The sequence below is a fragment of the Lysinibacillus canaveralius genome, assembly GCF_047301505.1.
Taxonomy (GTDB): Bacteria; Bacillota; Bacilli; order Bacillales_A; family Planococcaceae; genus Lysinibacillus_B.
On record NZ_CP154840.1, the window covers coordinates 4,157,144 to 4,173,037 of the forward strand.

General features: G+C 40.5%; 10 protein-coding genes. 3 read left to right on the forward strand and 7 right to left on the reverse strand.

The features are described from left to right. Window positions 1-309: 309 nt before the first annotated feature. The 7 genes from AA0Y26_RS20960 to AA0Y26_RS20990 form a co-directional block, all read right to left on the reverse strand. The gene (locus AA0Y26_RS20960) at window positions 310-1,389 is read right to left on the reverse strand and encodes an AI-2E family transporter (protein ID WP_413363942.1); all 1,080 of its coding nucleotides are present in this window, start codon (window positions 1,387-1,389) and stop codon (window positions 310-312) included. Window positions 1,390-1,675: 286 nt separating this feature from the next. Next, a complete protein-coding gene (locus tag AA0Y26_RS20965) occupies window positions 1,676-3,370 on the reverse strand; it encodes a M3 family oligoendopeptidase (RefSeq protein ID WP_413363943.1) in 1,695 nt (564 codons plus the stop codon). Window positions 3,371-3,582: 212 nt separating this feature from the next. Next, window positions 3,583-5,325, reverse strand: coding sequence for a methyl-accepting chemotaxis protein (locus AA0Y26_RS20970; protein WP_413363944.1), 1,743 nt, complete (start codon window positions 5,323-5,325; stop codon window positions 3,583-3,585). 268 nt (window positions 5,326-5,593) lie between these two features. Then, entirely contained in the window at window positions 5,594-7,339 is a 1,746-nt protein-coding gene (locus AA0Y26_RS20975) for a methyl-accepting chemotaxis protein (RefSeq protein ID WP_413363945.1), read from the reverse strand. A gap of 154 nt (window positions 7,340-7,493) precedes the next feature. Beyond that, the gene (locus AA0Y26_RS20980) at window positions 7,494-8,213 is read right to left on the reverse strand and encodes a YebC/PmpR family DNA-binding transcriptional regulator (protein WP_413363946.1); all 720 of its coding nucleotides are present in this window, start codon (window positions 8,211-8,213) and stop codon (window positions 7,494-7,496) included. Window positions 8,214-8,368: 155 nt separating this feature from the next. After that, on the reverse strand, window positions 8,369-11,464 hold the full coding sequence (locus AA0Y26_RS20985; RefSeq protein WP_413363947.1) for a hypothetical protein: 3,096 nt from the start codon (window positions 11,462-11,464) through the stop codon (window positions 8,369-8,371). 95 nt (window positions 11,465-11,559) lie between these two features. Further along, window positions 11,560-12,417 carry a neutral zinc metallopeptidase gene (locus tag AA0Y26_RS20990; protein WP_413363948.1) on the reverse strand — a complete coding sequence of 286 codons (858 nt, stop codon included), beginning with the start codon at window positions 12,415-12,417 and terminating at the stop codon, window positions 11,560-11,562. 476 nt (window positions 12,418-12,893) lie between these two features. Between AA0Y26_RS20990 and AA0Y26_RS20995 the strand changes: the two genes are divergently transcribed. The 3 genes from AA0Y26_RS20995 to AA0Y26_RS21005 are packed head-to-tail and all read left to right on the forward strand — an operon-like array spanning window position 12,894 to window position 15,891. Next, complete coding sequence (locus AA0Y26_RS20995; protein WP_413363949.1) at window positions 12,894-13,901, forward strand: hypothetical protein; 1,008 nt, start codon at window positions 12,894-12,896, stop codon at window positions 13,899-13,901. Between the two features lie 26 nt (window positions 13,902-13,927). Further along, entirely contained in the window at window positions 13,928-14,839 is a 912-nt protein-coding gene (locus AA0Y26_RS21000; RefSeq protein ID WP_413363950.1) for a response regulator transcription factor, read from the forward strand. Next, complete coding sequence (locus AA0Y26_RS21005) at window positions 14,836-15,891, forward strand: HEAT repeat domain-containing protein (protein WP_413363951.1); 1,056 nt, start codon at window positions 14,836-14,838, stop codon at window positions 15,889-15,891. The genes AA0Y26_RS21000 and AA0Y26_RS21005 overlap by 4 nt, the downstream gene beginning before the upstream one ends. The last annotated feature ends 3 nt before the right edge of the window (window positions 15,892-15,894 follow it).

Sequence of the window (15,894 nt, forward strand, 5' to 3'; positions counted from 1 at the left end):
AGATCAAAGGAAAGCAGCAATTGTTTATCATTTCCTAAGCAATAAAAGGGAGCATGTTCATTACATACTCCCTCAGAGTGAAGACAAAGTCGTTTCATGACTTTGTCTTCACGTCTTTTAAGATACTTTAATAAAAAGATGATTTTACCTAGCCTGTCTTGAAAACGCTTCCCAGACAAGGCGCGCCGACGAGCGAAGACGCGAATAGAACCTAAGTTCATGAGGGTACGAGCGAGGCAAACAACGCTGTATGAAAGCGTTTGTCAACAGGCTGAAGGGAGCATGTGTTTCATTACATGCTCCCTTCTTTTACACTGTCTTCGTAGCAGCTTCTTTAATTTTCTTCCGCTCTTCATAAATATTGATGACAACCGCCTTCAATACGGCATATGTAGGAATAGCAATTAAGATACCGATAAAGCCTGCAATGTTACCGGCTGCTAATACGAGCGATATGACTGTCAGCGGATGAATATCCAGCGTTTTCCCCATAATATTTGGTGTAATAAGATTGCTTTCTATCTGTTGGGCTACCAGCGTCACGACTCCTACCCAAATAACTAGCACAGGTTTCTGAACAAGAGCAACTACAACAGCCGGAACGAGCGATACCCATGGACCGATAAATGGAATCATATTCATAAAGAAGGAGAAAATCGCTAGCAGCAACGCATAATCAAGCTTAATAATTAAATAGCCAATAAACATCATTAATGCGAGAAGTGAGCTGATAATTACTTGTCCTTGAACATAACTGCGAAGAACCCCGTCGATATCTTCCAATGTATTTTTAACCCATGTGCGTCGATCCCCTGTAAAGATTTTATAAATATTCGGCGCAAACTTTTCGTGATCTTTTAGCATGAAGATGAAAAAGAATGGCACCAATATTAATGTAAAGGTGGCTGATACGGCACCGCTGATGAAGGAGACGACCCAAGTGCTTCCCTTTACGGCGATTGTCTGGATCGAATTAGAAATAGAATCTACGAATTCTTCCAGCTGTGGAGGTAAATTCTCCCTATTATCCATCACATAATCTGCTGTATCCTGAATATTATTTGCAATGGATGGTGCATTCTCCACTAAATTATTTACCTGTGTAGCAATCGGATTGCCAATCATTAATAAAAGACCCGTAACTACCCCTGTCATCAGGATGAGGATCGTTGTAATACTGCCCCATCTAGGCAATCCCCGTTTTTCCAGCACACGCTGAATAGGCTCTGTTACGTAATATAAGACTCCTCCCAACAATAATGGGATAAAAATAGTTTTTAAAATGATGACCAGTGGATTGAAAATCCCTTTAATTTCTATAAAATACTTTACAATTAAAAGTCCAATTAAAATTCCTACACCGGTCTGAAACCATAATTTTTTTGTCAATTCCTATCACATCCTTTCTTACTTTCTTTCCTCTCTTCTTTATTATAAAACTATATACGTTTATTTACACAAAAAGGTGTCAAAGCTGCAGGAAAAATTAGTGTGATGCCCATTACTGTTCCATTACAAAAAGAATGCAGAATGCCGGCCGGTGTTACTTGCCTGACAAACGTTTTCAAGGAAGTGTGTGTACACTCTATTTTTATAAAAGCAGCGAAAAAATATGAAGACAAAGTCAAAAATGACTTTGTCTTCACTTGAAACCGTTTAAACGGCTATCCTGCTATTATAGTTTTGTATCGTCAATGCTGTTTAAATAATCCTCGATTACTCCAACTACCGATTCTACACAGCCTTCTTCAAACGGTGAAATAAGACCCGCCTCTTTGACCAGGCCTGTGAATGGTAAAGAGCCTCCAAGGCTGCACAAATGAATATAATCCTTCCAAGCTCCTTCAAAGTCTTCACGTGAACGCTTCCAGAATTGGAATGCACAAATTTGTGCCAGTGTATAATCAATATAATAGAACGGGCTTGCATAAATATGCCCTTGGCGCTGCCATAAGCCGCCAGACTCTAAGTATGGGTGACCGTCATAGTCACGTTGTGGTAAATACTTCGCTTCGATTTCCTTCCAAGCCTGCTTTCGCTCGGCCGGTGTCATCTCCGGATTTTCGTAGACAACATGCTGGAATTCATCAACCGCCACTCCATAAGGTAAGAAGATAAGCCCTCCGCTCAAATGAGCAAATTTATATTTATCTGTATCCTCTTCAAAGAACAATTCCATCCAAGGCCATGTAAAGAACTCCATACTCATTGAGTGGATTTCAGCTGACTCATATGTCGGCCATAAATATTCTGGAATGCCGATATTACGGGATGCGTATACCTGATAAGCATGCCCTGCTTCATGTGTTAATACATCGATATCCCCTGATGTACCATTGAAATTCGAGAAGATAAATGGCGAATCGTAGTTTTCAATAAAAGTACAATATCCGCCTGATTCCTTCCCTTTTTTAGCGACAAGATCCATAAGGTCCCGGTCAAGCATATAATTAAAGAATTCAGCCGTTTCCGGAGACAGTTCTTCATACATTTTCTTGCCGTTTGCGACGATCCAATCAGCATCCCCTTTTGGTTTCGCATTGCCTGAAAGGAATTCCAGTCCTTCATCATAAAATTTTAATTCCTCTACGCCAATTCGTTTTGCCTGTCTTTCATAAAGCTTAGAAACAAGAGGAACGATATATTGACGCACCTGTTCCCGGAATGAGGCGACCATTTTTGCATCATAGTCAATGCGGTTCATATGGACGTAACCAAGCTCCACATAATTTTTGTAGCCAAGCGTTGTAGCAATTTCATGACGGAGCTTTACAAGCTGATCATATAAATCATCAAATTGCTCCACATGTTCTGCAAAAAAGTTTGCTGATGCTTCCCGTGCCGCTTTACGTACTGTTCTGTCTGTCGATTCCGTATATGGAGCTAATTGTGCAAGCGTCAGCGTCTTCCCATCAAATTCGATTTGTGCAGAAGCTACCAGCTTATTATACTCAGAAACTAGCTTATTCTCCTTTTGCATCTTTTCAATGACTGCTGGAGAAAACCCTTTGATTTGATTATCAGCTAGGTCAAAAAGTTGTGACCCCCACTTTTCCTCTAGTTCTGTACGGAATGGTGAATTTACTAAAGCTCTATAGTACTCGGAAATGACTTCATCCAGTTCAGGGGCCATTTCATCAATATCATCACGAGCATTTTGGTAATATTCATCTGCCGTATCTATTGAAGCACGGATATACACCAAGTTTGACTGAGTCGAGAAATCACGACGGCAGGCATTGATTTTCTCGATTACCTCACTTTGAGCTTCAACAGTCGGTGCCTGTTTGAACTCCTCAATCAATGAACGTATTGCTTCCTTAATGGCCGGAAGATCCGGGCGTTTATACTCGTATTCTGTAAATTTCATGTTTTTCCCCCCAGCTTTTCGCTCTTTGAACATAGCAATTTAATTATTCAGCATTTTCAGAATGATTGCAAGAGAAATAAAGTTATCTGCATATGCTTACATTTTCTTTCGTAAATACTCTCTAGGCAAATGCTGCTGCACCCTTATTTTTTCCATCAGAAAGCTAAAAAGATGGACAGAGGCACTAATGAATCCTCTTGTCCATCTTTTGCTTAACGAATGGTAAACTTCTTAATCGACTCCTGAAGTCCTTGAATTTCTTCAGACAAATCATTTGAGGAATCTGTCACAAGCTGAACGGCCTTCTGCTGCTCATCAACAGAGGCTGTTACCTCTTCTGTCATACCGGCATTTGTTTCACTAATCGTTGCAATCCGTTCTATCGAGGCAAGCATCGTATTTTTTGAAGCATGCAATTGCAGGATGCTTTTCGACACATCTTCAATCGATTCAATAATATTTCCTACAGCACTTTCAATTTCATTGAAGGACTTTTCAGTCGTTTCCACTGCTTCATGCTGCCCTTGAACGATGGTAAAAGTCTTCGACATCTCATTAGTCACGAGTTTTGTCTCCGTTTCAATTCCCTGCAATGTATTCCTTACTAATTCGGTCGCCTGACTCGTCTGATCCGCTAGTTTTCGAACTTCCTCCGCTACTACTGCAAAGCCTTTCCCATGTTCACCTGCTCGTGCTGCTTCTATAGAAGCATTTAATGCCAACAGATTTGTCTGATCTGAAATTTCATTGATTGTACCGACAATTCCTTCGATTTCCCGTACCTTTCTAATGAGGCTTTCGAGCACATTTTGCATAGAGGTAATAAGGTCATAGGATTCTGTCGAACGTTCTTTTAACACAACCAGATGATTCAGACCTTCTTTATTTGATATACGCATTTCCTCTGAAGAATACAACATCGATTTATTTTTATCCTGCAGCTGGTCAATTTCCTGCGCAAAGTGCATTGTAACCTTGCTCGTTTCTTCTGCGTCTACCGCTTGTTGAGAAGCTCCTTTTGCCACTTCTGTAGCGGATTTCACAATATCCTCTCCAAAAGCTGTCGTCTCCTCAGCCACCGCGGTTAAATTTGTAGATGTATTTTGAATTTCAGCAATGGTATGCTCTACATCAGAAATGAGCACCTTAAGCTGGCTGACCATTTCATTGAAGCCTCTATTGAGTATGCCTACCTCATCCTGCCGCTCACTGTTGTCTAACTCTACAGTCAAATTACCTTGTGCCACTTGTCTGACACGATTGGATAGGAGCCGTAGTGGAGCTGCCAAATGACGCGAGAACAAAATAGCTGCTATTCCACCTAATACAAGAGAAATAATCAGTGTTAAAACGATCCCTTTTACTAAAACTGCTGCTGGTGCATTGAAATCCTGCATATATGTTCCAGAGGCAACAATCCAATTCCAGTTTTCATCCACTTTAGAATAAATCAGCTTTGGTGCCACTACCGTTTGTCCAGGCAATTCGAAATCATAATGTGTAAACCCACCGCCTGCCAGCGCCTGTTCCTTTACTTCACGAATAAAATATTGCCCTGAGCTATCCTGATCATTCCATAAGTTATCGCCTTCTCTCGTAGGATGACCAATCAGTGTTCCATCTTGATCCATTATATAGATATATCCATTTTCCCCGAGATTCCCTGGATAGGATAAAGAACGCTTTCCTTCTCCATCTATTTCACCAATCAGGGCTGTTTTCACACGCTCCTGCGCTTCTTCTATTGTAATACTGCCGCTTTCAACTTCCTTATTTGTTTGTTCAATAAGCTGCAGCGAAGTCTCTACACTGTTTTTTATTACTTTTTCCCCAAGTTCATCTAGCCCTTGCTTTGCCTGCATGTAACTGACGAAGCCAATAATCAAACTAGGCAGCAAGAATAGCAAGAATGAAAAAATCAACAATTTCCCTCGAATTGTTTTAAGTACCCCCATTTTACCACCCCTGTTTCTTTATTTTTCCAAATCCCTTTTATCTATTATTACATAAAAGAAGAATTACACAACAGATTTTTCGACAAACTTCTTACCTAAAGCAAAAAATAATAACTTTTTCGAAAGAAGAAAAAGGACCTTACTAATATAGTAAATACATTAGCATGGTCCTTGGTTATTTATTATAATTTTTTGTTTCTAAAATAGCTTCTTCTAAAGTGATAGCAACCGTGTTTTAAACATCTTTCCAGACAGCTCCTTCAAGCGATTATATCGAAAACTTTTCTATTTCTTTCACAACTTCACGAGAAGTTTCCTCTAAATGCTTCACCACTACATTTAAACGTTCTACCATCTCCACTTGAACAGTTGTGGAATTCGCTACATTCTGTGTTCGTTCCATTGTATTTGTTACTAAATGATTCATTTGCTCTGTAGAAGCTAATATTTGCTGTGCACTTGCAGACATCTGTTCAATGACTGCTGAATCATCCTGAATCTGTTCATTCACCTGTTCTACCGAACGTAAGATACGTGATAGTTTTTCACCAATAGAGGCTACAGCTAAACTGCCGTCCTTCACTTCCGTTGTACTCATATCCATTTCCTTCAGCGCACGATCTGCAATCTGCATGAAGACCTGAAGCTGTTGATGAATTTCATCTGCTGAGCCTCGCGACAATTCAGCCAGCTTACGTACTTCATCTGCTACTACTGCGAAACCTTTTCCTGCCTCTCCGGCCCGGGCTGCTTCAATTGCCGCATTTAGTGCAAGCAAGTTCGTCTGATCGGCAATGCTTGTAATCACTCCGACCATATCGCTAATTGCTGAGAATTTTTCACCCATTTCACGAACGTGTTCAGACGTACGAACAACGGAACTTTCCACGTTTTGAATCTGGTTGATTACTTCCCTCGAACTATTCGTGCTTGATTCCACAAGCGCTGTCATATCATTTGATGATTCAGCTATCTCACTTGTCGTATCAGCAAGACGCTGGATGCCCACAGCCATCTCATTCATCGCAAGCATAACTTCATCATTGCTGCCTTTTTGCTGTTCACTGCCGTCCGCAATCTCGTTCATGCTTTCGGCAATTGCCATACTTGAATCACCGACTTTGCCTGAGGCATCATTCATGTCAACGACTACTTGCCCTAGATTATCAGCTTTTCCATGAATGACTTGGAATGTAGCAGCTAAACTGTCAATTGTATGTGAGAAAGCTTTTGTAAATGCCATGATTTCATTATCTGACTTCATTCGAATTTCTGACACAGTCTCCTTAGCGCCTTTCAAATCTCCTTCTGCCAGCTGTTCCGATGATTTTGTTAAATAATCAAGCGGTTTAAGAGACGAATTGATATAGTAGAACAGTAATGCGAGAGCAACTAAAATGATCAACACAAAAATGCCTACCATACTTGGCAGCACTTCCTTCGCAATATTACCTGTAATTTCTTCCATATAAGAAGCGTCAATGTCCACTCCTAAAAAGCCGATAATCTCCCCATCTTTATTTTTCATTGGAACAAAGCCAGAAACAAATTCACCGTAGTCACTGGCTAATACGTCTGAATAGTACCCACCTTCATCCATAGCCTGTTTTAAATGTTCATATGTTGTTGCCCCTGATTCTTCGCCTAATGAAGCTGCATTTTCTGTATCATCAGCCGGCATGCCATCGACAAGGAAGGTTACCTTCTCTCCCTCTTTTGGTACAAAGTATGTATAAGCATAGAGTACACCCGCTTTTCCGCGAAGCTCATTTAATTCTTCCCGAAGCTCCCAATAAATATCGTTTTCCTCCGGGTTTTCTGTCAATTCCTCATATTTTTCTATATCCATATAACTCAACATATTTTCAGCAGCGGAAATTGTCCGTTCGCCGATTGATGCTTGTACCGACTCTTTGGAATTATAAAACATTAAAAATACATTAATTCCAAGCATTATAATAAAAATTATAATAGCACTCGCAAGTATTCTATTTGCCAGCTTTTTTTTCTTCATTCTGATCCCTCTTTATTCATTATTTCATGCTAATATTTTGCTATAATAAACCTTATTATACAAATTTTCTGCTCATACTAAAATACCATCCAACTTTATCAAACAAAAGAGGCTTTTCTCACATATACATAGTGAGAAAGCCTCTGTAAAATTATTATTCACCTAAATCTGCATTATGATAGACACGTTGTACATCTTCTAAGTCTTCTAATGCATCGATCATCTTTTCGAATTTCGCCAGGTCATCGCCTGCTAGTGTAACTTCCGTCATAGGAAGCATTGTTAGCTCTGCCACAGCAAACTCCTCAATGCCTGCTGCTTTTAAAGCTTCTTGCGTAGCATGGAACTGATCAGGTTCTGTATAGACAATGATTGTTCCTTCTTCATCCATAATGTCTCGTGCATCTAAGTCCGCTTCCATCAGGATTTCCAGAATTTCATCTTCTGTTTTCCCTTCCATTCCGAAGACAGCTGTTGAAGTAAACATATGAGCAGCTGATCCGCTTACGCCCATGTTTCCTCCGTTTTTCCCGAATGCTGCACGAACTTCTGAAGCTGTACGATTTACATTGTTTGTCAGCGCATCGACAATCACCATTGTACCGCCTACTCCAAATCCTTCATAACGCAATTCATCAAATTGCTCGTCGCCGCCGCCTTTTGCTTTGTCGATTGCTTTTTCAATAATATGTTTTGGTACTGAATATGTTTTGGCACGTTCTAATACGGTTTTCAAAGCACGGTTCGATTCTGGATTTGGCTCGCCAGATTTAGCTGCTACATAAATTTCACGACCGAATTTTGCATAAACACGACTAGTGCTTGCATCTTTAGAAGCCTTTTTTTCCTTAATGTTATTCCATTTACGACCCATAGTTTCACTCTCTTTCGATTTAAATAAGCTGTAAAATCACTTGTAACTTAACTATTATACCTAAAAAGGGGCAAATTATAAAAGGTTCTTAATCAAAATATCTACTCCACCCCGAAGAAAGACCTTTTCTAAGCAGGCGGCAAATGAATTCTCTATTACTTAATAGATTGAAATTTTTCTTTCAAGATATAGTAGGACTCTTTCAAGCGCTCCTTGCTTTCAGGGAATCCCCATGTATCCCATTTATAACGCGATACTTCTTTAGATATGTGAGAGGCTGCCTCTCCGTTTTTCATCAACATCGCACCGATTCCTATGCCTTCCAAAATTTCATAAGACGGCTTCCTATTTGCATAGAGGTCACTCCATGCCTCTCGTCTTGAGGGATCTGTTATATTCAGCATCAGCCAAGGTATGCGGATTTCAATAACCCCGTCTGTTTCATTGATTTGATAATCTGCCAATGAATCATATTCGTCACTTGCCGGGTTCGCACTCCCTTGTTTTAATCTCCCTGTTTCATAGGATACAAAATCATAATGTTTATTCAAAATAGGGATTGTTAATTCTTTGTTTAATGCAAAATAGATATTGTTAAATTGGCCTGTATCCTTTTCGTGCCGACCTTTGAAGTCAATCATCTTTAATTGATGCCCATACATATATTGATAGATATCATAATAGGCATCAACCCGTACTCGGCTTTCCTTCTCTCCCTTAAGTTCTATGACAAAGTCTGCTTCCATAGGCAATGTTTGTCCGTTATATGTTGTATTTCCTTGACCGCCTACTGTATCTAGATAGATGACTGGATAATAATCTTTATTAAACTGCGGTTGATCCATATCTAAGCGGAGATATAAGTAACGCTCATCTGAATCCACATACATTTTCTCTATCTCGCTATCTGCGGTATACAAGGGGTCATGCCCAAACCAGTCTGATGTATCCCCGTCTACCTTCTTCTTTAACGTATCAAAGCTTAAAATACCAAACTGCTGCTCATTTGTCTGGGCGTTTGACCAGTATGGACGCTGATCGGGGTTATCTAAATCCATCGTATTCCATGTACGTTTGAACCATTCATCCTGCCAAGTGAACACCAGCCCCCCGAGCATTCCTTCATGCAGGATATCTTCATATAGCCGTACAAGAATTTCCCCTTGCTCATCTTCTGCAATGAAGCCCTGGTTCCAGCCAAATGGGTTTTCATGCGTTAAGCCGCGAGATGCTGGAATTCCAAATTCAGAAATCAGTACCGGTAAACGATGCGCCGCATGCAGATCGTTTAAATAACCGGCATAGTTGTTCTTCTCCCCGCGGAAATCTTCATATTCAATATACTTCGGCGTATAGTTTAAAAAATCCGGATAATATGGATAGACATGATATGCAGCAAACTGGCCGACTGATTCTGCTTCGTTTTTCACATAAATAACATTCGGATTAACCGATGCATAGTCTTCCTGCTCACTTGGTTCATATGGGTGTTCAAGCAAGTCCGTCGTCACCCAATTTGTAAAGCTGAACGGGCGGATCCATCCATAATTCTCTGCCTCATATTGAGCGGTAAATTCAAACTGTTCCGCCAGCCATATCTCAAATGGGGCTGCCTCTTTTGTTGAGAAGTACTGTCCGTCATGCTGCGGCTTACCTGCGTGCTTTTTATTCGTACTTTCTACTGTATAAGGATACCACTCAATACCGAGCATCCAGCCAATCACATAAGGAGAGATATCAGCCGTATAAGCCCCATAAGCATGACCCGGCTTCTGTTCCACTTTTGCATTTCCATGAATCACGTCAACAATACGAGTAATTTCGGATTGAAATTGTTCTGTTGGCTCCCCGTAGACATCAAGTGCTTCTTCTAGAGGCTCTTCATCAATCCACACCCCATGAAATACATAGATTGGCTCTTCATGGGTTTCATTATATTCTTTTAATGCTTTATAAAAACCAGGGGGATGCAGTGTGTACACACGAATGGTATTGGCACCCATCTCTCCGATATACTCAAACCAACGAGCGTACTCTTCCTCCGTTATTCCTGCTTCTCCAGGAAATACCCCAGGACGGGCCATGCCAATATTTACTCCTTTAATCGTAATAGATTGCCATTTCCCATCTATGAGGACTTCATAGCTGTCACCATTAAGACGTGCATTATAGGACAGATCTTCTACTCTTGCAGGCTCTACCGAAACCGGCACTTCCACAGCCTTTTCCGTATGCTTCGTTTCCTCCAGGATCCCCTCCATCATGGCGTAGTAATTATGCCAATAAAATTCAGCATCAGATAGCCATTTTTGAAGGGTTACATACCCTTTAAAATAAGGAATAGAGGCGGCTTTCTCTTTCTCAGAGAAATTGCCGGCAAAATAATACAGCTTATTCCCTTCCTCTGCCCGGTATGCGGCTGCTACGAAGGCAGAGGGAATATTATTTTCGGCCAATACAGATTGATGCTCCTCGCTTAGGTTCAGATTGAAATGGGCAAGCACTTCAGATTCTGTCGCCTCAGAAATATCCATCCAGCCGTAGTATGATTTTGATTCATTAAATCCAAACAGCGCTTGTCCGGCAGATGTCGTTTTCAGTGTCACTTCAGGAGCGCCATCTAGCACAATTGACTTGTCGTCGGCTTCGTGGTAGAAAACGATACCATTTCCATTTAAAGTTTGATTCCATTCAGCCAAATCTTCAAAATACTTCGCCTTCCAGCCGCTATAGGAAATGCCCAGAGTCTCCGCTAAATCCTCTCTTACACCTTCACTTGTATGAATGGATAAGTTATCATGCTCTACTATTAATGTGACAGGTGAGGACTGTTCAAGCCGCGCTTTTATATTACGCCAGGCATTATTTGATAAGCCTCCATAGAGTGTCCTTGTCGATTTTTCATCTCCCCAGGCGAGTTCTGATTCATTGAGTCCATAAGTATTGGACAAATAAATCATGTCATATGTATCATAGCGCATCGGCAATTCATTAAAGGCTATATCCTCTTTATGATCCGACACTGTCACGCCGTAATAATCAGTCGACGGGTCATAGTTTTCACCCGCTTCATTTTGAACCTTGGCAATATTCAGCGCTTCTGTAATACCAACTCGTTCCATCATTTGCTCATCGCTCGATCCTGTATCTATTATAGCTACATTTACTACTTCAGCAGGCTTGAACAATTGCCACAGCCATGGAGTCAACAGTACAAACAAAATCAAGATTATCCCTATTAATTTTTTCATTGCTGCCTCCTTATTAAGAGGCCCTGCTATAGATATAATTTTTCTATAGCCTGGCCATGTCAATCTGTTTTGACTACTCAGTTATTGAGGTGATTTTATAGATTAGTCGCACTGAATGTATCTCCACCCTGCAGCGTGCCATTTTCATACCCCTTTTTAAACCATCTCATCCGCTGTTCACTCGTTCCGTGCGTAAAGCTTTCAGGGACTATATATCCTTGTGCTTCCATCTGCAGCGTATCATCCCCAATTGCATTTGCTGCTGTCAATGCTTCCTCAAAGTCTCCTGCTTCTAAATATCCCTCGTTTTGCACATGATGCGCCCAAACACCAGCTAAATAGTCCGCTTGTAATTCCAGACGCTTTACCTGCTCATTATACTCGGCCTGAGACACTTGCCCATTCAATCCATGGACCTTCTGCGAGTAACCAAGCAACGTCTGTACATGATGGCCTACCTCATGGGCTACTACATAAGCCATTGCAAAATCACCAGGTGCTTGAAATCGATTTTTCAGTTCCTCATAAAAGCTTAAATCAATGTAGAGCTTATGATCAGCCGGGCAATAAAAGGGGCCTACTGCCGCATTTTGATAACCACATCCCGAACTAACGCTATCTGTGAATAAAACCAAGGTCGGATTTTGATAGTTCAGCTCTTCCTCTTCAAATACTTGCTGCCATACATCTTCTGTATCTGCCAGCACGACTGATACAAATTCTGCCAGTTCCTCTTCTTGGGCAGTCGGTGTATATTCCTCTGTTGGAGAGCCATTTTGGGTGATGCTTTTAGATACCGTATCTAATACATCTCCTGCATCGCCGCCATTTAGCAAAGTAAAAATAAGAGCTATAATAATTCCAATACCGCCAAGGCCTCCGCCGATCTTCCCGGCGCTCATTCCTCTCCGGTCTTCTACATTGCTGCTTTTCCTTCTCCCTTTGACATCCATTTTTCTCCCTCCTATCCCTTATTACCATATAAGTTATTACCCATTTTTTCTGTAATATAATTTCTTCTGCATAGAGGTCCTGTTTTTTAGCCGCTATTATGATATGATTCTTATATTTTTATTCCAATTTTGATAACAAACTTACTTTTATCATATATAACTGTTTTTAAATTTCTCTTATACTATGATTAAAATTTGATATAGAGGGAACGGGTTTTGTGAAGCCCTTTACAATTTACACCAATACTAGAAATTGTTCAAAGGATCAAAAACTCATTCACATAATAGTCTTTCCTTCTATAAGAATCAAGCTGCTTTATTATTTAGCTCCCCATCAGCATCTTATTAAATGTTTTGACGAAGGGGCAATAAGACCTATCTATTAATTTTAGAAAGTGACTGGTTTCGCTATGAAAAAATTTATATTTGCAGGCGTGCTACTGTTGTTGTTTTTTTCCCCAAGGATTTTTTGGCAGTTGAAACCAGAAAACTCGATTGATCTTGTTGTTATTGATAAAACAACTCCTTCAACCGATTACCGAGAACACCTTGGACTATTTTGGATACTAACAAATGACAAAGTAACGAAGCCATCCGGCGAATACTATTCAATTGAAGAAGATTACTTTGGTTATAACCCAAAGTTAGGGGTATCAATGAATCCTTACAACATCAGTAGAGAGGTTGACCTCATCTATATAGCTGATACATATGGCGTATATACAAATGATGCAGGGGAAGAAAACGAGGGCGCGCGCTCCCAGAAGATTTACGGTGGCATGGAGGAAAAAGAATGGGAGGCTATTTTGCGCTCTAAAGGGGAAAACACCACATTGATTGCAGAGTACAATTCATTTGCCACACCTACCGAAGAAGGACCGCGTTCATCGATGGAAGAAACACTGGGTGTTGAGTGGAGCGGTTGGTCGGGCCGTCATTTCGATGATCTGATGAGTGACGAGATTCCTTCCTGGCTCATTGCCAACTATGAGGCACAATATCAACAAAAATGGTCCTTTGAAGGTGGGGGCTTGGCATTTGTTCATTATACAGACCAGGTAATCATTTTGGATGAGAGTGCTGCAGAGGAAAAGGTATCTTTCACTTTGACCGATGCAGGTAAAGAGAAGTTTCCAAAAGTCTCATCATCGCACTATCCTTATTGGTTTGATATTTTAACAGTCGGGGATGATGCCGTCGTCTATGCAAAGTATAATCTCCGTCTATCACAAGAAGGACAAGATATATTAGAACAGGCTGGTATTCCTGCCTCCTTCCCTGCTGTCGTTCATCAGCCGGAGAGTAAGACATATTATTTTGCTGGCGATTATGCGGACTATACAAAGGATAATTTGATGAAGTGGGAACGCAGCGACTTCTTAATGACAATTTTTTCACAGGATACATCCAAATTCTTTTGGGTTACCTACGTGCCGCTGATGCGAGTCATTTTAGATGAAGTGAAAAACAGCATCCCTAAATGAAATGTAACGGAAAGAAGGTGGTAACTTTGAATAATTTCCATTGGAACGAAAACGAATGCGCTGATAAAACAGACTATGAAAAGCTCTCCATGCTGTTTCAGCTCCAGCAATCCTATGTGGAACGGACGAAAATTACATTTTCCATTGTCCTGCTCCGATGGCATCCGACATGCCGTTTCCCCGATATGCCGTCATCGGAGCAGTATAATCTCTTATATGACTATATTTCCAAGCAAGTAAGAAATTCGGACACAGTATTTCGTGACGATCAGTGTAAAACGATCATTATTATGTTGGCCTTCAGCGGTACTCAGGAAGGAAGACACTTTCTACATCGTGTTTTCAATGCAGCCAATCATATGCTAAAGGATATGATTGGAAATGTATCCCCAGCCTTTGTCGCAACAGTAAGTGAAATTGCTAATGCTCATTGCACGTTAGAAGAGGTGCTGGAAACAAGTATAAACTATCTGGATAAACTAGAAACGCAGCCTCCGAATGCCGTCCTGCCAATCGAGCAGTTTGCGAAGTTTGATACTGAGCTTCTTAAAGTAAGTATCATTGAAGAGAATACTATTACTATTTCTATTTTAAAAAATCTTTTTAGTAACATGCATATTTCGAATTTTGACCTCCAGGTTCAGACATTTTCCGATGGATATGAATTTTTGCAGTCCAACTGGTATCGGTCTGGCCATACTCATATTGTGCTGGTAAACGACATCTTGCCCCGGAAAAACGGGATTGAAATTATGAATTATCTGCGCAGTCTGCCGAATGACGAGAAATATATTATTGCATTAATGTCTAAACGAGCTTCAGAGGATGCAATTATGTATGCTTTCGATAATGGGGCAGATGCCTATTTCAGCAAGCCTTTCAACCTAAAATTAGTAGAAACACAAATCAAGAACATAGTAAGAAGGCTGCGACAATGATCGAAAACCAAACGCTTTCTTACGCACTGTTTGTCATCGCGATTTTTTTGGTTGTTATTGGCTCGCTGCTTTTCTATTTAATTGTTATGAGGACACAGCAAGTTCGTCGGGAACAGCGAATTAAAGACTACCTAGAAGAATATCAGGATGTCTGGTACCGCTACCTAGTACTAGGAGAAAACGTAGAAAGACTGCATGAGTCAAGGGTAATGGACCCTTATATTAAACAAGCAGTGGACCGTATTTTAATGACCTATGTATCATCAATCAATAATCCAGATGTGGTGAAACGAATTTCACATTTTTGTTCGCTGAACTTCAAAAAATACTATCGTTCCATGCTATATCATCGTAACTGGGGAGTACGAATGAATGGCCTATATCGAACGCTCGACTTCAGGCTATCATTTTTACTGCCGGACGTGGAGCAGATCTTAAGGAAAAAGAGATATAAATCTGAAGAAGAATATCTCGTTATCCTGCGCATTTTATCTATGTATAACCGAAATTTGTTTTTGGCGCATTTCTATCATCCTTGCTATCCATTTAAGGAATTCCAATATAAAGCACTTCTCTCCCATCTAGATGAAAGCTATATTGAGGAGCTTATTCTTTCATTTGACTCATTGCCATCTTATTTAAAGATCGCATTACTCGATTATTTGAGCTTTAATCCTAAAATGGATATTTCTTATTTGAAATTCTATGAAAGCCTTCTTTCAACTATAGAAAGCGAGATACGTATTCGTGCATTAAAAGCAATTGGCCATTTCGGCGTAATTACATCTATCCGCTATTATCGGGAATTTGTTGATTCTCCTTATTGGGAAGAGCGCCTTATGCTGGCCAAGCTGCTCGTCCACGTGGAAGAAAAGGACGCAAAACCGCTGCTTGAAAAATTGGTGCAAGATGAATCGTGGTGGGTACGTAAACAGGCAGCCATTACATTAAATAGCCTGCGCTACGGGGTCGAAGTGCTACAGCGTATTGCAGAGCAAAAAGAAGATCGCTATGCAGCAGAAATGGCAAGAGAGATCTTACAAGTGGGGTAATCA

Coding starts and splice junctions, on each gene's coding strand:
- AA0Y26_RS20975 (WP_413363945.1), bottom strand. CDS start 7,339: ATGAAGAAAAAAAAGCTGGCAAATAGAATACTTGCGAGTGCTATTATA.
- AA0Y26_RS20965 (WP_413363943.1), bottom strand. CDS start 3,370: ATGAAATTTACAGAATACGAGTATAAACGCCCGGATCTTCCGGCCATT.
- AA0Y26_RS21005 (WP_413363951.1), top strand. CDS start 14,836: ATGATCGAAAACCAAACGCTTTCTTACGCACTGTTTGTCATCGCGATT.
- AA0Y26_RS20985 (WP_413363947.1), bottom strand. CDS start 11,464: ATGAAAAAATTAATAGGGATAATCTTGATTTTGTTTGTACTGTTGACT.
- AA0Y26_RS20970 (WP_413363944.1), bottom strand. CDS start 5,325: ATGGGGGTACTTAAAACAATTCGAGGGAAATTGTTGATTTTTTCATTC.
- AA0Y26_RS20990 (WP_413363948.1), bottom strand. CDS start 12,417: ATGGATGTCAAAGGGAGAAGGAAAAGCAGCAATGTAGAAGACCGGAGA.
- AA0Y26_RS20980 (WP_413363946.1), bottom strand. CDS start 8,213: ATGGGTCGTAAATGGAATAACATTAAGGAAAAAAAGGCTTCTAAAGAT.